This window comes from Agrobacterium sp. MCAB5, assembly GCF_052114365.1.
GTDB classification, from domain to species: Bacteria; Pseudomonadota; Alphaproteobacteria; order Rhizobiales; family Rhizobiaceae; genus Agrobacterium; species Agrobacterium tumefaciens.
The window spans coordinates 217334-237636 of sequence record NZ_JBFREP010000009.1; the positions used below are offsets into that span (position 1 = coordinate 217334).

General features: G+C 59.7%; 19 protein-coding genes. 6 read left to right on the forward strand and 13 right to left on the reverse strand.

The window, feature by feature from the left end; genetic code table 11:
- Positions 1-2: 2 nt before the first annotated feature.
- Positions 3-1517: a choline-sulfatase gene (betC, locus tag AB4Z23_RS19895; protein ID WP_112391501.1), complete on the reverse strand. Its 1515-nt coding sequence runs from the start codon at positions 1515-1517 to the stop codon at positions 3-5.
- A 14-nt stretch (positions 1518-1531) separates the two neighbouring features.
- Positions 1532-2485: a choline ABC transporter substrate-binding protein gene (gene choX / locus AB4Z23_RS19900; protein WP_111809831.1), complete on the reverse strand. Its 954-nt coding sequence runs from the start codon at positions 2483-2485 to the stop codon at positions 1532-1534.
- 94 nt (positions 2486-2579) lie between these two features.
- Between choX and AB4Z23_RS19905 the strand changes: the two genes are divergently transcribed.
- Positions 2580-3476 (forward strand): choline sulfate utilization transcriptional regulator, encoded by an 897-nt coding sequence (locus AB4Z23_RS19905; protein WP_004431240.1) that lies wholly within the window; start codon positions 2580-2582, stop codon positions 3474-3476.
- 30 nt (positions 3477-3506) lie between these two features.
- Here the strand turns inward: AB4Z23_RS19905 and AB4Z23_RS19910 are convergent, their stop codons facing one another.
- Both AB4Z23_RS19910 and AB4Z23_RS19915 read right to left on the reverse strand, forming a co-directional pair.
- Entirely contained in the window at positions 3507-4958 is a 1452-nt protein-coding gene (locus AB4Z23_RS19910) for an aldehyde dehydrogenase (protein ID WP_038495366.1), read from the reverse strand.
- Positions 4959-4974: 16 nt separating this feature from the next.
- Complete coding sequence (locus AB4Z23_RS19915; protein WP_112236124.1) at positions 4975-5172, reverse strand: hypothetical protein; 198 nt, start codon at positions 5170-5172, stop codon at positions 4975-4977.
- Between the two features lie 132 nt (positions 5173-5304).
- Here AB4Z23_RS19915 and AB4Z23_RS19920 point away from each other — a divergent pair, with 132 nt between their 5' ends.
- Positions 5305-6180 carry a helix-turn-helix transcriptional regulator gene (locus AB4Z23_RS19920; protein WP_441360662.1) on the forward strand — a complete coding sequence of 292 codons (876 nt, stop codon included), beginning with the start codon at positions 5305-5307 and terminating at the stop codon, positions 6178-6180.
- Between the two features lie 87 nt (positions 6181-6267).
- Here the strand turns inward: AB4Z23_RS19920 and AB4Z23_RS19925 are convergent, their stop codons facing one another.
- Together AB4Z23_RS19925 and AB4Z23_RS19930 are read right to left on the reverse strand one after the other, a co-directional pair.
- Positions 6268-7011, reverse strand: a complete 744-nt coding sequence (locus AB4Z23_RS19925) for an SDR family NAD(P)-dependent oxidoreductase (protein ID WP_004431234.1) — start codon at positions 7009-7011, stop codon at positions 6268-6270.
- Positions 7012-7037: 26 nt separating this feature from the next.
- Complete coding sequence (locus AB4Z23_RS19930) at positions 7038-7427, reverse strand: DoxX family protein (RefSeq protein ID WP_025594944.1); 390 nt, start codon at positions 7425-7427, stop codon at positions 7038-7040.
- A gap of 153 nt (positions 7428-7580) precedes the next feature.
- On the opposite strand from AB4Z23_RS19930, the gene AB4Z23_RS19935 reads away from it, so the two are divergent.
- Positions 7581-7964: a winged helix-turn-helix transcriptional regulator gene (locus AB4Z23_RS19935; RefSeq protein WP_026331004.1), complete on the forward strand. Its 384-nt coding sequence runs from the start codon at positions 7581-7583 to the stop codon at positions 7962-7964.
- A gap of 5 nt (positions 7965-7969) precedes the next feature.
- On the opposite strand, the gene AB4Z23_RS19940 is transcribed toward AB4Z23_RS19935, so the two are convergent.
- The 4 genes from AB4Z23_RS19940 to AB4Z23_RS19955 are packed head-to-tail and all read right to left on the reverse strand — an operon-like array spanning position 7970 to position 11866.
- Positions 7970-8782 carry an ABC transporter ATP-binding protein gene (locus AB4Z23_RS19940; protein WP_112179400.1) on the reverse strand — a complete coding sequence of 271 codons (813 nt, stop codon included), beginning with the start codon at positions 8780-8782 and terminating at the stop codon, positions 7970-7972.
- Positions 8779-9813 (reverse strand): FecCD family ABC transporter permease, encoded by a 1035-nt coding sequence (locus AB4Z23_RS19945; protein WP_441360663.1) that lies wholly within the window; start codon positions 9811-9813, stop codon positions 8779-8781. Before AB4Z23_RS19945 ends, AB4Z23_RS19940 begins: the two co-directional genes overlap by 4 nt.
- Positions 9814-9815: 2 nt before the next feature.
- Complete coding sequence (locus tag AB4Z23_RS19950) at positions 9816-10859, reverse strand: FecCD family ABC transporter permease (RefSeq protein ID WP_441360664.1); 1044 nt, start codon at positions 10857-10859, stop codon at positions 9816-9818.
- A complete protein-coding gene (locus AB4Z23_RS19955) occupies positions 10856-11866 on the reverse strand; it encodes an iron-siderophore ABC transporter substrate-binding protein (protein WP_441360665.1) in 1011 nt (336 codons plus the stop codon). The genes AB4Z23_RS19950 and AB4Z23_RS19955 overlap by 4 nt, the downstream gene beginning before the upstream one ends.
- Positions 11867-12088: 222 nt before the next feature.
- Here AB4Z23_RS19955 and AB4Z23_RS19960 point away from each other — a divergent pair, with 222 nt between their 5' ends.
- Positions 12089-14209 (forward strand): TonB-dependent siderophore receptor, encoded by a 2121-nt coding sequence (locus AB4Z23_RS19960; protein WP_441360666.1) that lies wholly within the window; start codon positions 12089-12091, stop codon positions 14207-14209.
- A 131-nt stretch (positions 14210-14340) separates the two neighbouring features.
- Here the strand turns inward: AB4Z23_RS19960 and AB4Z23_RS19965 are convergent, their stop codons facing one another.
- Positions 14341-15234, reverse strand: coding sequence for a helix-turn-helix domain-containing protein (locus tag AB4Z23_RS19965; RefSeq protein WP_198927936.1), 894 nt, complete (start codon positions 15232-15234; stop codon positions 14341-14343).
- 244 nt (positions 15235-15478) lie between these two features.
- On the opposite strand from AB4Z23_RS19965, the gene AB4Z23_RS19970 reads away from it, so the two are divergent.
- Positions 15479-15655 carry a hypothetical protein gene (locus AB4Z23_RS19970; RefSeq protein ID WP_019566673.1) on the forward strand — a complete coding sequence of 59 codons (177 nt, stop codon included), beginning with the start codon at positions 15479-15481 and terminating at the stop codon, positions 15653-15655.
- A gap of 57 nt (positions 15656-15712) precedes the next feature.
- On the opposite strand, the gene katG is transcribed toward AB4Z23_RS19970, so the two are convergent.
- Positions 15713-17884, reverse strand: coding sequence for a catalase/peroxidase HPI (gene katG / locus AB4Z23_RS19975; RefSeq protein ID WP_004431213.1), 2172 nt, complete (start codon positions 17882-17884; stop codon positions 15713-15715).
- 216 nt (positions 17885-18100) lie between these two features.
- Between katG and AB4Z23_RS19980 the strand changes: the two genes are divergently transcribed.
- Positions 18101-19021 carry a hydrogen peroxide-inducible genes activator gene (locus AB4Z23_RS19980; RefSeq protein ID WP_025594953.1) on the forward strand — a complete coding sequence of 307 codons (921 nt, stop codon included), beginning with the start codon at positions 18101-18103 and terminating at the stop codon, positions 19019-19021.
- A 31-nt stretch (positions 19022-19052) separates the two neighbouring features.
- Here the strand turns inward: AB4Z23_RS19980 and AB4Z23_RS19985 are convergent, their stop codons facing one another.
- Complete coding sequence (locus AB4Z23_RS19985; protein ID WP_112391509.1) at positions 19053-20033, reverse strand: DUF535 family protein; 981 nt, start codon at positions 20031-20033, stop codon at positions 19053-19055.
- Positions 20034-20303 lie beyond the last annotated feature (270 nt).

Genomic DNA, 20303 nt, shown 5'->3' on the forward strand with positions numbered 1-20303 from the left:
CGTTATTCCCCGCGTGGAAAACGCTGGTTTTCCTCCAGCACGTTCAAGTCCATGTGGTTGCGCATGTAGCGTTCCGAGGCTTTCTGCAACGGCTGATAATCCCACGGGAAATAGGCGCCGTTTCGCAGCGCCTTGTAGACCACCCAGCGCCGCGCCTGACTTTCCCGCACCGATGCGTCGAAAACGGGCAGCTGCCAGCGTCGGCCGATTTCAGCCGAAAGCGATGATAGCACATCAGCGAATTCAGGATTGCCGGCAAGGTTTATCTGCTCTTCAGGATCCGTCTCGAGGTCGTAGAGCAACGGCGGATCCGCTTCGCAGACTGAGAGCTTGTAACGGCCATCCCTGATGGCGACGAGTGGCGCAATCGAACCTTCGGCGGCATATTCCATCGGCACCGGCCCGCGCTCGCCTGTTCCCGCAGCCAAAGCCGCAAGGTCTTCGCCATCCGTCCAGCGTTTCAGTGAGGTAATATCGAGGCCTGCCAGACCGCATAGCGTCGGTGTGACATCCAGCGTCGAAACCGGCGCGTCGATAAGCGCCGGTCGCCAGCCGGGTGCCGCGATCATCAAGGGCACACGGGCCGAGCCCTCGAAAAAGCACATCTTGAACCACAGGCCGCGCTCGCCCAGCATGTCGCCATGATCGGAGAGGAACAGGATGATCGTGTCCTCCTCCATCCGCGTCGCCTTCAATACGTCGAGAATTTCGCCGACCTTCTCATCGATATAGGAGATATTGGCGAAATAACCGCGCCGCGCCCGGCGTATCTCGTCGGGTGAAATATCGAAGGCCTGATGATCACAGGCTTCCAGCAACCGTTTTGAATGCGGATCCTGCTGCTGGAAGGGAAGCGCCCCTATCTGCGGATCGAGCGCCGGGCAATCCTCATAGAGATCCCAGAATTTCCGCCGTGCCACATACGGGTCATGCGGATGGGTGAAGCTGACGGTCAGGCACCATGGGCGGTCATCGAGCCGGCGCGACAGATCGTAGAGCTTGCGGGTTGCGTGATAGGCAACCTCATCGTCATATTCCATCTGATTGGTGATTTCGGCAACGCCCGCGCCGGTGACCGAACCGAGATTGTGATACCACCAGTCGATCCGCTCGCCCGGCTTGGTATAATCAGGCGTCCAGCCAAAATCCGCTGGATAAATATCCGTCGTCAGACGCTCTTCGAAGCCGTGCAGCTGGTCCGGTCCGACAAAATGCATCTTTCCGGAAAGGCCGGTGTAATAACCAGCTGCCCGCAGGTGATGCGCATAGGTCGGAATATCCGACGCGAATTCGGCGGCATTATCGTAAACCCGCGTCCGGCTGGGCAATTGACCGGACATGAACGAAGCCCGGGCCGGCGCGCAAAGCGGGCTTGCCGTATAGGTATTAGCGAAACGGACAGACCGCTCCGCCAACGCTTTCAGATGTGGCGCGTGGAGAAAATCGGCCGGGCCATCGGGAAAAAACGTCCCGTTGAACTGGTCGGCCATCAGGATAAGGATATTGGGACGCGGCATTTCACCCTACAGTCTCAGAGGCCAAGCTTGCCTTTGACGGCATCCGCACCCGGCTTGCCATCCAGCGTGGTAACGCCCTGCAGCCAGCCATCCAGCGATGTCGGATTGGCCTTCAGCCACGTCGCTGCCGCCGCCTTGGAATCCTCGCCACCGAGAATGGAACCCATCAGGGCATTTTCCATGCCGATATCGAATTTGAGGTTCTTGAAAAGCGTCGCCGCATTCGGGCATTGCTGCGGCCAGCCGGTACGGGCAAGCGTATAGACCTCGGCGCCACCGAAATTCGGGCCGAAATAGGCGTCACCGCCGGAGAGATAGGCGATATCGATCTTCTCGTTCATCGGGTGCGGCGCCCATGCTAGGAAGACGACCGCCTTTTTGTCTTTTCCGGCCCGTTCCACCTGCGCCAGCATCGCCTGCTCGCCGGATTCGACAAGCTGCCAGCCCTTCAGGCCGAAATCATTGGCATCGATAATCTTCTGAATGTTCTGGTTGGCGGGTGCGCCCGGCTCGATGCCGTAAATCTTGCTTTCAAATTCGTCAGCGTGTTTGGCAAGATCCGAAAAATCCTTCACGCCCTTTTCGGCCATATAGGAAGGCACTGCCAGGGTGAACTTGGCGCCTTCGAGGTTTTTCGTCATCACGTCGGCCGCCTTGGCGGCATTGAGGTCGTCAACGAAGGATTTCTGGGCGGGCATCCAGTTGCCGAGAAAGACGTCGATCTCGCCGTTTTTCATGGCCTGATAACCGATCGGCACCGACAACGTCTTGACGTCGGCCTCATACCCTAAAGCGTCGAGCAGAACCGAGGCGACGCCATTGGTGGCGGTGATGTCGGTCCAGCCGGGATCGCTGAGGCGAATGGTCTTGCAGGCCGCATCATCGGCGGCATAAAGCGGGGTGGAGAAGGCCGCCACGGACAAAAACAGACCGGCGGCGATGCGGTGCATGCGAGAAACGGTTTTCATTGCGGCTCCCCTTTTATTAGTCCAGTTTATTGAACACCACATTGTTTTTGCCTGTGAAGCGGGTATTTTTCGATGACTGATATAAGGAATTTCTATGACAGAGCGGCCGCTCGATCTTGGATGGATGCGCATTTTTACCGAGGTCGCCCGTCGCGGCAGCCTGACGGCAGCGGCGGCGTCCCTGCGGCTGACCCAGCCAGCCGTCAGCTATCAGATCCGCCGGCTGGAAGACGATCTGGGCGTTGCACTGGTGCGGCGTAAACATCGCGGCATCGAGTTGACGGCCGAGGGGCTAAAGCTGTTCGAGATCGTCTCGCGCAATGTCGATGCCATCGACCTTCTGGCCCAGCAACTTCGCAGAACGGAGGAGCGGCAGACAATCCGCCTGCACACGGATTATGCCTTCTCCTCTCTCTGGCTCATCCCACGCATGCATGGTTTTCGCGCGCTCAATCCTGACATCAACATCCAGATCGTCGCCACGCAGGATCCGCTCGGACAGGGCAAACACGACAGCGACGTGATGATCATCTTCGGCACGCGGCAGGATGCCGGCGACGGCGCGGTGCTGCTGCTTTCGGAGAAGGTCACGCCCGTCTGCTCGCCGGCGCTTTTGGCGGAGCAGTCGGCGCCAGAAACCGTGGCTGATTTTTCGCGGCTGAAACTCATCCACCTCGAAAATACCTCACAGGCGCACTGGTTCGACTGGGCGTCCTATTTCAAGCATTTCGGCGTGCTGAGAGGCGCGGAAAACGAAAGCGGAGACATCAGTTTCAACAATTACACCATGGTGGTTCAGGCAACGATCGGCGAACAGGGTTTTGCCCTCGGTTGGGCGGGACTGGTCGATCCGCTGGTCGAGGCAGGCGTGCTGGTGACCGCAGGCCCGAGTCTGGATGCGCCGGGTCGCGGCTACTGGTTGCTGAGGCCGAAAAGCAGCGACAGTGCGGTCAGAAAACTCACCGGCTGGCTGATCGACGAGAAGCGTTGACGTGACCAGCCAGCCGGTGATGCTTCCGGCTTAAATCGGGTAATGCAACGGTCCGTCCTGCAGCGTAACCCATCGCAGTTCGGTGAATTCCGCAATGCCCGCCGTGCCGCCGAAACGGCCGTAACCGGAGGCCTTCACCCCACCGAACGGCATCTGCGCCTCGTCGTGAACGGTGGGTCCGTTGATGTGGCAAATGCCGCTTTCGATGCGTCCGGCTACCGCGAGTGCTTTTGCCTGATCCCTGCCGAAAACAGCAGCGGAAAGACCAAACTCGGTTTCGTTGGCGATACTGACCGCCTCATCGACGCTGCCGGCGCGAATGATGGAAACGACTGGGCCGAAGCTTTCTTCGGAATAGAGCCGCATCGCAGAGGTCACGCCATCGACGGCAAGCGCATCCAGCATGGTACCATTGCCGCCTCCGCCGGCCACGAGGCGTGCGCCTTTGGCAACGGCGTCATCCACCAGCGCCCGGATGCGGGACGCGGCCTCGGCGCTGACCAAGGAGCCAAGCGGCATTTTTCCCTCGCGAGGGTCTCCAGCCTTCAGGCTCGCCGCTTTTTTGGCAAAGGCCTCGACAAAGGTGTCGGCAACGCTGTCGAGTACGATGATGCGTTCCGTCGACATGCAGATCTGGCCCTGGTTCATGTAAGCGCCAAAGGCGGCCGCAGCCACTGCCGCATCGATATCGGCATCATCAAGCACAATGAAGGGTGCCTTGCCGCCAAGCTCCAGAAGCGCTGGCTTCAGGTAACGGCCCGCCGTTTCCGCAATGACACGACCGACGCGGGTCGAACCGGTGAAATTCACCCTTCTGACAGCCGGATGGGCGATCAGTGTTTCAACGATTTTCGCCGCATCTTCCGGCGCATTGGAGACGGCATTCAGCACCCCTTTCGGCAGACCTGCCGAAGCGACGGCCTCGATGATCAGCGCATGGGTGCGCGGGCAAAGCTCCGAGGTCTTCATCACCACGGTGTTGCCACAGGCAAGTGGCGTGGCGATGGAGCGTACGCCGAGAATGACCGGTGCATTCCACGGCGCGATGGACAGAACCACGCCTGCCGGCTGGCGAAGTGCCATCGCCGTGGTTCCCGGGCGGTTGGAGGGAATGATTTCGCCCTTTATCTGGGTCGTCAGGCTGGCCGCCTCGACCAGCATGTCGCTGGCCAGCATCACGTTGAAACCGGCCCAGGCATCCGTCGCGCCAATCTCCTCTTTCATCGCCAGCGTAATCTGCGGCCCGGCATCGCGGAGCGCCTGCGCCGCGGCAAGAAGCAGGCGACGGCGTTCGCCGGGCGGCGTTGCCGACCAGACGGGAAAGGCTGCGGCTGCGGCATCGGCCGCACGTGTGGCATCCTCAGGCGTTGCCGCCGCCGCACTGGTTGCCAGGTCCCCGGTAATTGGATTGTTGCGCTCGAAACGCTTGCCGTTTGCGGCTGGGCAATGGTCGCCACCGATGAAAAGATTGACAGTCTGCATGGTCTTCCTCCTGAATTCAGAAAATAGTGGCGGCGGCACCGCCGAAAAACGCCCGTTGCACGGTGGGACGGGAGGAAAGGGCTGCTGCCGTCCCCGCCCCTGCGATCCTTCCGGCTTCCAGCAGATAATCGCGATCGACAAGGGCAGAGCTTCCGCGAACAACCTGTTGCGCCAGCGCAAGGCAGAACAGCGTTCTGCGTTTCATACCATTCATGATTTTCCTCCAACGGCGCAGTAGCGGGATTGCCGTTCTCCTCAAGGCTTCCCTGCGCTGATGGAAGTTTAGCAACGACAGGCGCATATAAAATGCACTAATGTAGTGCATTATTGTACTTTTGGAGGGTGAATGCCGCATCACGGCCAGATAGCTGCTAACAGGATCGAAACGACGGCGCGCATGCTGACGTCGTCCCTGCGCATGTCGGAGTTCAAGCTGGAACAGGGCGCAGCCCATTTTGTCCTCGTCTCAGCCGGTGAAGCGGAGATCATTCAGGGCGAAAAGACACTTGTGGTTACCGCGCCGGGGCTGGCCTGGCTGCCTGCCTCCGGCCCCGTCGGCCGCCTGCGGCTGAATGCCGGAAGCCGCGGATCACTGCTGAAAACGACTGAAATCGGCCTTGCGCATGCCATGCCAACCGGAACGAGCGCAATCATGGTGCGCAGCACATTGCAGCGCGTTCTGACGCGGACGCTGGCTGAAAAGGACAGCCAGGAACTGGCGGGTTATCTCGACACCATCGCGGATGAGAATTTCCGGTCATCGACAGGATCGGATACGATCATCGCCAGCCTGTTATCCGTCACCCTTATCCGCATCTGCCAGCATGCCATGGCCGACGTCGCGGGCGCGGCTTCCACCGCAGGCAGCCTTACCGAGCGGTTTGTGCTACTGGTCAGTCAGCACAAACGCGACCAATGGGGCGTGGAAGACTATGCGGGTCAACTCGGCGTCAACCGTGAACGTCTTGGATTTGTGGTGCGCAAGGCAACGGGGCTTTCACCACAGGCCTATATTCACCGCGAACTGCTTTCCGAAGCGCGTGACCTTCTTCTTAACTCTTCACTGCAAGTCGCTGAAATTGCGTTTCGATTGGGATTTCAGGATCCTGGGTATTTCAACCGCTTCTTCACCCGCAATGAAGGCACGTCTCCCGGCCGTTTCCGGCGAATGGCGGTGCGCATACAGAACGTAGCACCGCCGTCCTATGCCGCATGGCCTTGAGTTCTGCCCGGCAGGTGCAAATCAGGAGCGGCAGAAGAGACAACGGAGCGAAGTGCCGGCCTGTTTGCCCGGCACTCCAACTGGGCGTTAGCGGGCGCTGTCGATAATCTGGCCGCCGTCGGGGGTCAGGCTCGAGCCTGTAATGAACCTCGAATCGCTGCTTGCGAGGAAAAGAGCGACCGGAGCGACATCCTCTTCAGGGGAACCGTAACGACCAAGGGCATTCGTGGGAGCAGGAGCGTCGACGCCCGCACCCCAGGTGTCGGCAACGGGAAGCAGGTTGTTCACGGTGATATTGTCAGGACCCCATTCGCGCGCAGCAGATCTCGTCAGGGCGCGCACGGCCTCCTTTGCAAGGTTGTAAGGTCCATACGGCGACATGCCGAGAATACCGGCCAGCGACGCGAAATTAATGATCCGGCCCTCGCCACTGGCCTTCAAGTACGGATAACAAGCCTGCATCATGCGAAGATAGGCGATCGGCCCCATGTCGAGGTTTCGTTGCAGTTGCTCGACTGTCAGCTCGAGGATCGGGGAGTGGACGACAGTCGGGTCGAACGCGACATTCACGAGAATGTCGATGCCGCCAAATACCTCCGCTGCCTCAGCCACAGCCCGGGTGATCTGTTGGCCATCGCCAAGATCACAGACGATGCCGAGCGCGGTGCCACCACTGGATTGTATCTGACTGACGACCGCGTTCACATTTGCAGGCGTCAAGGACAATACCACGACCTTGGCGCCCTCCCTTGCAAAGAGTTCTGCCGTCGCACGGCCAATCCCTCTGCCTGCGCCCGCCACGATGGCTACTTTTCCGGTCAGTTTTCCCATTTTGATTTCCTTTCGTGATGAATGCGTCAGAGCTGCCGTGCAAGGGCATAGGGGGATGGGACTTCGCGTGCAGCGTTCTGCATGGCGAAGGAAACGACGAGCAGCCCGAGCCCGATGGCGGCAGGCAGTGCGCCGGCAGGTTTGCGGACGCCGATATGTGCAAGGCCGGACAGCAGCAGGTGAAACAGTACCCCCGCATACGCCAGATCGCTGATGGCGACGTTGAACCGCGCAAGGATGGCGATGACGGCGGCGATCTTCACCGCCGTCAGAAGAGGCACAAGGTATGCAGGGTAACCGAAGCCGGTTATCGTCTCCCTCACCCAGTCGGATTTGACGACGTAGGTGACTGCCGACGCCAGATAGAGCAGGACGAGAAGGGTTGTTGCGACCCAGTAGATGTAGAATGAAGACATGGGATATCCATTGCCGCCGAATGTCTTCGGCAGCTTGATTTGTTCAATATTTTCGTTGTTCCGGAACAGCTTGGGGCTCATGATCCGGCGTTCACATGGAAAATGTGATATTGAATGAATATGCGCAAGTAGGATGAATTTGGCGTGGTAAGTATGGAAAACCAGACTAATGGCGGTGGAGCCATTAACATGCACGAGGAAATGCGTCGCGCTTTCGCGCTGCTTTCCGGCAAGTGGAAGCTCGAAATCATGTGGCTTCTCAACCAGCGGATCTATCGTTTCAACGAGCTGCGCAAAGCCATTCCCGGCATCACACAGCACATGTTGACCTCTCAATTGCGTGAGCTCGAGGCTGATGGACTGGTCTCTCGCACCGTCTTTGCAGAGGTTCCGCCACGCGTGGAATATGAAATTACGGCAAAGGCGAAAGGACTTGGCCCGACCATGGAGGCATTGATGGCATGGTGGAACGAGTACGGCGCGAGCGTTCCGGTTAAAACCACCACCCGTGGACGCAGACGGTCACCGCAAAAATAGATGGATTATTGCGGCCGTTGCGCCGCCGTCCTGTGCCGCCCGATCGGCAGCATCATTGGTTTGCCAGACGTCGGGTCTTCGATGACACGGCTTTCTATGCCGAAGACGTGCCGCACGTTTTCTTCCGTCAGCACCTCCTCCGGCGTGCCGCAGATATGTAGCTTTCCACCGGTCATGGCGACCAGATGATCAGCGTAGCGCGCCGCGAGATTGAGATCGTGCAGCACCATGACGATGGTGGTCTGACGGGCATGGTTGAGGTCCGTCAGAAGATCCAGCACTTCCACCTGATGGCTGATGTCGAGGAAGGTGGTGGGTTCGTCGAGCAGCAATATCTCGGTCTCCTGGGCGAGCGCCATGGCGATCCATACGCGTTGCCGTTGCCCGCCAGAGAGTTCGTCCACCGGCCGCTCGGCAAGTTCGACCGTATCGGTGGCGACGAGGGCTGCGGCCACGGCCTCATCATCCTGGCGCGACCACCGCGCGAAAAGGCCGTGATGGGGATGCCGGCCGCGGCTGACCAGATCGGCAACGACGATGCCCTCGGGCGCAATCGGTGACTGCGGCAAAAGACCCATCCGTCTTGCAAGTTCGCGCGAGGGAAGACGGTGGATCGACTTTCCGTCGAGCAGGACCTGACCGGCGCGGGGAGAGATAAGCCGCGACATGCTGCGAAGAAGCGTGGACTTGCCGCAGGCATTGGCGCCGACGATGACGGTTATCTGGCCGCGCGGAACGACAAGATCCAGCCCTTCGATGATGAGGCTATCACCGTATCCGGCCGAAAGACGGTTCACGGAAAGGGAGTGGCTGGTCATAACGAGCCTCCGCTGCGGTTTACCCGCACGATAAGGTAGATCAGATAGGGCGCGCCGAGCGCGCCGGTGACGACGCCGACCGGGTAACGGCCCGGCAGCAGGAACTGGCCGCAATAATCGCCCACCAGCACCAAGGCTGCCCCAACGAGCGCAGCCGGAATGAGCAGCGACCCATTGCTGCCAACGATGCGCGCGGCAATCGGCCCGGACAGAAAGGCGACGAAAGCAATTGGCCCCGACACTGCCGTGGCAAAGGAGATCATGCCGACGGCGGCGATAATCACGATGATGCGCGTTCTCCCCACCTGGACCCCAAGCGCCGCGGCCGTATCATCGCCAAGCCTCAATGCCTCGAGATCGCGCGCGCGACTGAGCAGCAGGCCGCCAAAGAGGATGAGCGCGACGAAGAGCGGCAGCGTCTGGGCAAGTTTTGCGCCGTTGACGCTGCCCGTCAGCCAGCGCATCGCCTCCTGCAGCGTCCAGGCCGGTGCAACGGACAGGATATAGGCGATGAAACTTTCGAGCATGGCCGAAACGCCGATGCCGACAAGGATCAGCCGCGTTCCGGCAACCCCGTTGCGGAAGGACAGCAGATAGACCAGCAATGCGACGCCAAGCCCGGCGACGACGGCGAAAACAGAAACAAGCGGTCCACTCAGATTCAGGACGACGATGGCAAACACCGCTGCCACGCTTGCGCCGGAACTGATGCCGATAATGTCAGGGCTCGCAAGCGGGTTGCGCAGCATGATCTGGAAGGCGACACCACCCAGCCCGAAGCTCAGACCCGCGAGAACGGAGAGCAACGCGCGTGGCAGGCGCAACTGCCCGACCGTGAAAGTGACCCCGGCAATGTCCTCTCCGAGCAGCACCCGCAGGACGTCACCGGGCGGCGTGAAGGATTGTCCCAGCATCAGCGTCAATGCGAAAACCGCGATCAAAAGAGCTGAAAGGGCTGCAATGACAAGGCGACGCCGGCGCTGGCGGGCGTGACGGTTGGAAACCAATGTTTCCATGACGGACGTGTGCATGTTCACAGTTCGCGTACCCGCTGACGTCTGACGATCCAGATGAAGAAAGGTGCGCCGACAAGGGCGGTGACGATACCGACATCGAGTTCAGACGGCCGCGCCACGATGCGCCCGACAATATCGGCCGCAAGCAGCAGACAGGCGCCGCCGAGCGCGGAAAATGGCAGAAGCCAGCGATTGTCGACGCCAACGAGCAGGCGGCAGAGGTGCGGAACGACCAGCCCAACGAAACCGATTGGCCCGCAGATGGCAGTCGCCGCACCGCAGAGGAGGATAGCTCCAAAGGATGCGATGGCTCTCGCGACCACGACATTCTCGCCAAGACCGGCAGCCAACTCATCACCAAGCGCCAGAGAATTCAGCTTGCGTGCCGAAAGAAGGCTGATGGCAAAACCGGCGGCGAGAAACGGCAGCACGGTCTCAATCCGGTCAAAGGTCGCACCACCGACACCGCCGATCTGCCAGGAACGGATGCCGCCGGCAATATCGCTGCGCGGCAGCACGACGGCAATGACGAGTGAGGAGAAGGCGACAGAGGTGGCGGCACCGGCCAGAGCGAGTTTCAGCGGCGTTGCCCCACCCCGTCCGAGCGAGCCGACGACATAAACGAAAACTGCAGCCGCACCTGCCCCGACAATCGCCGTGATGATAAAGGCCTGCGCCGAGGCAATGCCGAACCAGACGATGGCGATAACGACGGCAAGTGATGCGCCCATATTGACGCCAAGAATACCGGGATCGGCAAGCGGATTGCGCGTAACGCCCTGCATGATGGCGCCAGCGAGCCCGAGCGCTGCCCCGGACAGCAGGGCAAGCAGCGTTCGCGGCAGGCGAACCGCCACAGCCGCTTCCGCCACCGTCTCCACGCGACCGGCAAGCGCTGCCGTGATGTCAGCGAACGTGACGTCACGGGTGCCAATCGCCACGGAAAGCGCACATAGCAGCGCCAGAAGCGCCAGCACGGCGCTGAGCCATGCGGTCCGCATGCGGTTGGAGCGGCCACCTTGCAGTACGGCCGGACCTTTGGCAGGCCCTTCCATTGTCATTTCGCTTTACCAGAGGACTTATCCGCTGCTTTCGCCAGAAGATCGGCGTAATCCTTCAAAACCCAGGAAATCGACAGCGGTGTGGGATTGGATGCGGTGCCGAGCGGATCACGCCCCAGCATGACGATGGCGTCATGGGCAACGGCGGGCATGCGGGCAAGAAGCGGATCGGCCCGCATCGCCTTGAGCAATGGCTGGCTGCCATAGGTCACGACGATATCGACATCGTCGAAGGCATCGACTCGCTCGGCGCTGACGCCGGCGGCAAATTGCCCCGGTTTCGTCGCCTCCGCCACGCTCTTCGGCGAGGTAAGCCCAAGATCGGTGAAAAATTTCACCCGGCTGTCATTGGCGGTATAAAAATTGACGACACTGAGATTGGTGGCGTCGAGATGGGTGACGAACATCGCAGACTTGCCTTTCAGCTGCGGATGGCCGGCAACCACCTGCGCGATCTCACCCTCGATGCGTTTGATCAGCGCCTCACCTTCCGCCGCCATGCCAAGCCCGGCACTGTTCAGCCGGATCATCTCGCGCCAGTCGGTTGCCCACGGTGACACGGGATAGGCAACGACCGGTGCGATCTGGCTTAGCGTATCGTAGTCGGACTGGCTGAGGCCGGAATAGGCGGCGAGGATGACATCCGGCTGCGTTGCCGCCACGGCCTCGAAATCGATACCATCACCCTCGTCGAACAGAACAGGCTTTGCAGCACCCATTTCAGAAAGCTGCTTCGCCACCCACGGCAGCAATCCATCACCGTCATCATCGCCGAAATTGGCAGCGGCAAAACCGACGGGCACGATGCCGAGCGCCAGCGGCACCTCGTGGTTTGCCCAGGCGACGGTCGCGACACGCTGAGGCTTCCTCGCAATCGTGGTCGTACCGAAGGCGTGTTTGATGACGACGGGATAGCGCGTCGCCTCTTCCGCCGAGGCAATGGTCGGCGCGATCATCGACAGGAAAAACACGAATGCCGGCGTGAGGCAGCGAAACAGGAAAAGCATGGGCGAAGCTCTCAACGGTTCAAAAGTGGACTTGAACTCTCAGCTTCACATGTCCCCGTCAACCCCGGTGAGGAAATGCCGCCACAACAGGGGTGAAATTTCCGGGGTTTTGTACAAAACCGCAAAAAGTTACAATACCGGACAAACTTTCTCAAGTTATTGGGCGCTTCGAGAGCGGGCCGTGGAAGCGGCGATTGGGGCATCAACTTCTGGAATTTAGCAATGAACACTGAAATAATTGGCGTCAACGGCAGGACCGCGCGACTGCGCTACGGGCAGGCAGCCCTTCTTGCCTGCACGGCGCTCGTGACGGTACTGCCCGCTCGTTCGCTGGCGCAGGAGGCAGCCAATACGGGCGGTAGCACGGTTCTCGAGCGCATCACCATCGACAGCGGTGACAATGACCAGAAGTCGATCGTCGCCACCCGCACCACAATCGGAAGCAAGATGGCAACCGACATTCTCGATACGCCGGCCGCCGTTTCGGTCATCACCGCCAAGGAAATGCAGCAGCGTGGCGTGCAGACCGTGGAAGAAGCCTTGCAATACACGGCAGGTGTGACCACGGATTTCTACGGCTCGGACGACCGTTTCGACTATTTCAAGATTCGCGGTTTCGACGCCTACACCTATCGCGACGGGCTGACGCTCGGCCGTCCCTTCGGCGCGCTGCGCGAAGAGACCTATGCCTATGAACGCGTGGAAGTCCTGAAGGGCGGCAATTCCACGACCTTTGGCGTATCCGATCCCGGCGGTTCGGTGAACTACTCGACCAAGGTTCCCAAAAGCAGCCGCTTTGGTGAGGCCTATGTGACGGGCGGTTCCTATAGCCGCGCTGAAACCGGCTTCGATTTCGGCGACAACATCACCAGCGACGACACCCTGTCATACCGACTGACCGGCAAGCTCAGAAATGCCGACGCGGAATATGACTATTCCCGCGACGATGAAAAATTCTTCATGGGCGGCCTGACATGGCGGCCCACCGATGCCACCAGCCTCACCGTCGTATACGATCATCTCAACAAGGACGGCGTTCCCGGCGGCGGCGGCCATCCGGTCGGCTCGCATTTCGACAGAAGCCGTTTCTTCGGTGAACCGGACTATAATTACCGCGGCACCAACCGCAATTCGCTGAGCGTGATGTTCGACCATGATTTCGGCTCTGGCCTGACGTTGAGTTCGAACGCGCGCTACAGCAAGGCAAATACCGATTTCGGTTACGCGTATATCTCGTCCACACCGACCAATGGCTCGACCATCGCCAACCGTTCCTATTTCGGCAACGAGACCGAAACCGAGAATTTCCTGATCGACACACGGCTGCAATATGACACGACGTTCGAAAGCGTCGAAAGCCGCAGCCTTGTCGGCGTTTTTTATAACGACTACTCGTCCGGCAGCAAAAGCTACTTCGGTTCTGCGCCAGGCATCAACTGGCTGAACCCGGTCTATACCGGTGCACCAGCCTCAGTGCCGCTCTACGCCAGCTCGCTGACCGATCAAAAGACAAGGGCACTCTACCTCCAGCAGGACCTGACCTTCTTCGACAGGCTTACCGTCAGCGCCGGTCTGCGCAATGACTGGATCGACACCGACCAGACCAACAGGCTGAACGGCACGACGGCAAGCGGCGATATCAGCGAACTGACAAAGCGCATCGGCGTGTCTTACAAGGTCACGAACGAGATCGCGCCCTATATCAGCTACGCCGAATCCGTAGTGCCGGCCTCGGGCCTGACCGTCGAGCCCGAACGCGGCGAGCAGATCGAGCTTGGCGTGAAGTATCGCCCGGATGCCTTCCCTGCCCTGTTCACGGCATCGATCTACGACCTCAAGAAAAACAATATTACCGTCACCAGCCCGATCACCAGCCTGCCCACCACCATCGGCGAGGTGCGCGTGCGTGGTCTCGACCTCGAGGCCAAGGCGGAGGTTACCGACGAGCTGAGCCTGACGGCGGCCTATTCCTATCTCAACGCGGAAATCACCGAAAACGGCATCGCTGGCAATGTCGGCAACCGCCCGCAATTCGTGCCTGAACATCAGGCCTCGCTTTGGGTAAACTACACGCTGGCCGGCAACGACAAACGCGGCGACATGACCTTCGGGCTCGGCGGACGCTTCACCGGTGCGTATTATTTTGATGATGCGAACAAGGTTTCGACCGGCAGCAGCGTGACCATGGACGCAGCGTTCAGCTACAAAATCCAGGAAACCACCTCGCTGGAGGTGAATGTTTCCAACCTCTTCAACGAGAAGCACGTCTCTTACGGCGGTTTCGGCGCAGACTTCTACAACCCCGGCCTAGCGTTCTCGGCTACGCTGCGCAAGACGTGGTGAGGATAAGTATATCCATACTTTTCAACATACTACGTAACCATCCTAACGTTCCACGTCATCCCCTGGGGTGACGTGGAACGAAGCTCAAGGCATGCGCCGAACCCGCTCCGCGCGCACGGCAAGGCGACCATTCAAAGCAGCCTGTGCATGCGCCGCCAGGCGGCTGGCGTATTGCCCACGGACTGGCGGAAGGCTTTGGTCAAATGGGCCTGATCGGAAAAGCCTAGCTGGGCGGCAATATCGGCCACCGTCAGATCGCCTTCGAGCAACAGTTTCTGGGCAAGGCTTATCCGCCGCTCCAGTTGCCATTGCAGCGGCGTCTTGCCCGTTGTCTGGCGGAACACGGTTGCGAACCAGCTTTCCGAAAGCCCGACGATGTCGGCCATTTCTGCAACCGTCATGCGGTCGTCACCGCGGCTTTCCACACGGGCAAGCAACTTGTTCATCTGCGCCTGCGTCAGCCTGCCATTTACCTGTTCCGGCGAAGATCCGGGAATATCGAGAAGACCGGCAACGATGCTGCCAACAAGGCTTTCCGCATAGACCGCATGTTTCGAAGGCTCGGCGAGTTCATCGACGAGCAGTCCAGCCAGTGTTTCGACAGAGCCGATATCCTGTATCTCGACCGGGCGGCGCAAGGCAGTCATCGCCGCCGAACTGCCGACCGATGGCGACAGGAAACGCAGCAGGCGGTCCTTGTGGATATGCAGATTGAGATGCGAAAACCTGTGCGTAGCATTGCTGCTCGTCCACATCGGAACACCGGCCGGCACATAGACCGCCCGCGTCATGGGGCGGGAATGCTGCGTGAACTCGCCGTCGCGGTTGGAAATGCTGATGCGCGACGAGACATCGTTGAAAAATATCATGATACGCGGATCGGCGGCCAGGTAATAACCCTTCGCGCCCATCTGGCTCTCTGCCTCCCAGAAAGCGCTGACGAGCCCGTCCAGCTGGCGCCATTTGACCGGCGCAGTGACGCTGATCCCTTCCGTGTGCCAGGTCATGGAGTGCCAGAAACTCAATGCGGGTACCGTTCAGTTGTCGAGCCGAGGTTGTAAGACATGCGCGTCACGATAACGGCGCCGCACGCTCCACCATATGAGGCCGCAATAACATGACTTATCAATTCATGTTAATAGCAAAGATGGTTGTAATGCAAAACATTGCTGTGCTGCCAGTCGATCCCGCTCCAATGTGAGCCTTGGAACCTCTGCCCCGACCAGCCGTTTGATCTCCAGACAAATGAAATCACGAAGGGAGATCACTATGAACGACAAAAAGGAACCCGGCGATTTCGCCGACAAGAAGCGCGAAGAGCAGGGCCGCGGCGTCATCGTCGCTGGGCCGGATGCGCATGAGAATGAAAAGGGCGGCAAGGCGCCGGCGGATAGTGGCGAAAAGCCATCGCCCGGAAAACCGGTTCCATCGTCCGACCGCAGATAGAAAATTGCCCCTCCCTGATCGCTCAGGGAGTGGCTTTTTTTGGACTAGTCAGCCTTATCAGACAAGGTCGAAACGGTCGGCGTTCATGACCTTCGTCCAGGCGGCGACGAAATCACGCACGAACTTTTCCTTGTTGTCGTCCTGCGCATAAACTTCCGCGTAGGCACGCAGGATGGAGTTGGAGCCGATAACGAGGTCCACGCGGGTCGCCGTATATCGGGTTGCTCCGGACTTGCGATCGCGAATCTCATAGAGATTGCCGCCGGTCGGAACCCAGGAATAGGCCATATCCGTCAGCGTTGTGAAGAAATCTGTGGTCAGAGCACCTGGAGTCTGCGTGAACACACCATGCGCTGCGCCGCCGTAATTGGCGCCAATGACGCGCAGGCCACCGATGAGAACGGTCAGTTCCGGCGCCGTGAGGCCCAGAAGCTGAGCGCGGTCCAGCAGCAGTTCTTCAGGGCTGACGACATAGTCCTTCTTCACCCAGTTGCGGAAACCATCCGCCAGCGGCTCGAGTGGGGCAAAGCTGTCTGCATCAGTCTGCTCGGCTGAGGCATCGCCACGACCGGGTGCAAAAGGCACGGCGACATCGAAGCCGGCTGATTTCGCCGCCTGCTCAACACCGTAGTTGCCGGCGAGAACTATGACATCAGCGATGCTGGCGCCAGTCTCACGGGCAATCGGCTCCAGCACCGAAAGCACATGGGCCAAACGGGCGGGCTCGTTGCCTTCCCAGTCCTTCTGCGGCGCAAGGCGGATGCGCGCACCATTGGCGCCGCCGCGCTTGTCCGAACCACGGAAGGTACGGGCGCTGTCCCATGCGGTCGAGACCAGATCGGCGACCGCCAGACCGGAAGCGGCGATCTTTGCCTTTACGGCAGCGACATCGTAGCTCGTGGAACCTGCCGGGATGGGATCCTGCCAGATCAGGTCTTCTGCGGGAACATCCGGGCCGAAGTAGCGGGACTTCGGGCCCATGTCGCGGTGGGTCAGCTTGAACCATGCGCGGGCAAAGACCTCGGAGAAGTGGTCCTGGTCATCCTTGAACTTCAGCGAAATCTCGCGGTAGATCGGATCGACCTTCAGGGCCATGTCGGCATCGGTCATCATCGGGATGGTGCGGATCGAGGGATCCTCGACGTCAACAGGCTTGTCCTCTTCGGCAATGGTGATCGGCGCCCACTGGGACGCGCCAGCCGGGCTGTGCGTCAATGTCCACTCATGCTTGAACAGCATGTCGAAGAAGCCGTTGTCCCACTTGGTCGGTTCGCTTGTCCAGGCACCTTCAATACCGGACACCACGGTGTCACGGCCGATGCCGCGACCCTTGGTGTTGATCCAGCCGAGACCCTGATATTCGGGGCCTGCTGCTTCCGGATCGGGGCTGAGGTTGGCGGCGCTGCCATTGCCGTGCGACTTGCCGATGGTGTGGCCGCCTGCGGTGAGCGCGACGGTTTCTTCGTCATCCATGCCCATGCGGGCAAAGGTTTCGCGCATCTGCGCGGCTGTCGCAAGCGGATCGGACTTGCCGTTGACGCCTTCTGGATTGACGTAGATGAGACCCATCTGCACGGCGGCAAGCGGATTTTCCAGCGTCTCGGGCTTGGTTACGTCACCGTAACGACCATCGCTCGGTGCCAGCCATTCCTTTTCGTCACCCCAATAGGTGTCTTTTTCGGGAGCCCAGATATCCTCGCGGCCGAAGGCGAAACCGAACGTCTTCAGACCCGCGACATCATAAGCGATCGTTCCGGCAAGCGCGATGAGATCGGCCCAGGAAATCTTGTTGCCGTATTTCTTCTTGATCGGCCACAGCAGGCGGCGGCCCTTGTCGGTGTTCACATTATCAGGCCAGGAATTGAGCGGTGCAAAGCGCTGGTTGCCGGTGTTGGCACCGCCGCGTCCGTCCGTTACGCGGTAGGAACCGGCTGCATGCCAGGTCACGCGGGCCATCATGCCGACATAGCTGCCCCAGTCGGCCGGCCACCAGTCCTGGCTTTCCGTCATCAGGGCGCGCAGATCGGCCTTCAGGGCTTCCACGTCGAGCGTCTTTAGCGCTTCGCGGTAATTGAAGGAGGTGCCGAGCGGATTGGTCTTGGTGTCGTGCTGATGCAGGATATCGAGGTTCAGCGCGTTCGGCCACCATTCGGTAACCGATTTACCGGAGGCCGTATTGCCTCCATGCATGACGGGACACTTGCCAGCCGGTTTTGAAGTTGCGTCCATTTCGCCCTCCGATGGGTTTAGTAATTAAACGACATAGTCAATTCGACATGCGCAGCATGTTGGAACCACAGCCCACAGCAGGTCATTCTTACGGAAACCGCGCAGTGACGCTGGTGATACCGAACAGCTACATCCTCTTTCTGTCATGACGATGACTAACAGCCGGGTTCCATAATTTCCAATTGTATATTCTAAAGGCTGCGATATGCTCAGCTTATGATTGGACTATCGATGAAACACCTGCGTTATTTCGACGCCTTGGCGAAGATCGGCCATTTCGGGCGGGCAGCGGAGGCGTGCTCCATTTCCCAGCCAGCACTTTCGCTACAGATCAGGGAACTGGAAGAGCTGATCGGCGCGCCGCTCGTCGAACGGGGCAGCCGCCAGATCAGGCTGACCGCTCTCGGCGATGAATTCGCCGAACGCACCCGCCTGATCCTGCGTTCAGTGGATGAATTGCAGGATTTGGCGAGGGCAAGGCACGGCCCGCTCAGCGGCCGCCTGCGCATCGGCGTCATTCCAACGGTCGCGCCCTATCTTTTACCGCAGGTCATCAAGACGCTCACCCGGCATTATCCGGGACTGGAAACGCGTCCGCGCGAAGCGGTGACACAGAAACTGATCGAGGACCTCCTGGAAGCCCGGCTGGACATGGCAATCGTGGCGCTTCCGGTGTCTGAAGCGTCGCTGGAAGAGGTTCCGCTGTTTTCCGAGGAATTCATTCTGGTCCGGCCGATGGAGGATGCGGGGATGCCGGTGCCGAGCGCTGGCAAGCTCGGTGAAATGCGCCTGCTGCTGCTCGAGGAAGGCCATTGTTTCCGCAATCAGGCACTGTCTTTCTGCAGTACAACGAACGCGCCGCCGCGCGTGCTTATGGAGGGCAGTTCGCTCTCGACGCTGGTCCAGATGGTCGGCGCCGGCATCGGCGTCACGCTCATTCCGCAGATGGCTGTCGATATGGAAACGCGGCAATCCACCGTCTCAGTATTTCGGCTGGCAGAGCCAAGACCATCCCGCACCATCGGCATGGTGTGGCGCAAGAGCAATCCGCTCTCGGCGCAGTTTACCCACATTGCCGAGATCGTCCGCGAATGCGGCCTGCAAAAACTCGGCCGCGTTGCTGATGCAGCGGCATGACGGTGTCGAGGGCCAACTCGGATCTGCGGCCTCAACTCTTCGCAGCACTCCCAGCTTTACCCTCGCAAAGCCGGGCTGCCATGGCAAAGAAGGCAAGCTTCATCTTGCTGCGTTTGTCCGCGCCCTCGAGGCTTGAAACCGGCACCTGAAAACCGAACACGTCGTCCGGCTCGGCGGAACGTTCCCGCCAGAATGCATCTATGTCGGAAAGCAACATTTTCTGCCGCCGCGCGCGCCGGTAATTGATCGGATGTCTGGCGTGGGAGACTGCGAAATAGGAACCCGCTTCCGTCTCGATTAGGCCTTGCAGCAGCATCAAAACGGCATCCTTCGGGCGAAGACCCGCAAGGTCGCGCGTTACTGCCACCATCTCCTGCTTCGCGGCGCGTGGCCCCTGCATGCCGCCAACGGCAATCGTCCTGTACCCGCCCCCATCCTGCGTCACGAAGATAAACTTCGTCGTCCACAAGGTGACGTCGTCACGGGTTCTGATCAGCCGAACCGCGAGAGCGCCTTCGTGGCGGCCGCCACATAAATCCGCAAGAGCAAGCGTGCAGCGATATTCGTCAGCACGGCCGCCTATGGTGCCGATTTCGATCGTTTTTCCACTCCAGAGCGCAGCCATAACCTCTCTGGAAAAACAACCGCTGGCGATGACGAAATTCTTCATGAGAAAATCCAGCCGTCTTCCATAGGAGATTTTGCCGACGAGGAATTTCGACAGGGGTTTCTGAAGAAGCTCGTCATGCGGCGGTGGCAGTTTTTGCGTCGCCGAGAATCGGGACAGAAACCGCCACCACCGCAGGGTTACAAGCGGATGAGCCAAAAAACGCATCCAGAAAAGGAAACCCCGTTTCCAGTGGGCGCGCATAACGAAGGTCACAACGCTCCAGGCCAGGGGAAAACGGAGGAGTTCCATCCCATCGCCAGTCATGGTTTGCGCAGCGATGACCGGCTCGGGTTTCGCCGAGTTTTTTTCCGCAGCGAATGCGGCAATTTCAGTATGCGACATCGTAAAATTCCGGGGAGTATGACTGTTTGGACTGGGGCGTGGAGTGATTTGGCCGGGACTGTGCGCGCCCAGGATGAACCGAATATGAAATCGGATTGGTGCTCTGCTGCGATCATTGGCGCTACGGCATTGCCCGAGGTTCCGGGCCGGCGACGCGCTTTCTACGTGCCGTCTTCTCGCCGGCAATCCGGAAGAAAACGATCCGGTGGGTGTGTCACTGTGTGTACTCCGGTTGGCACGGTTGATCCCGTGCCCACACATTATGACCGC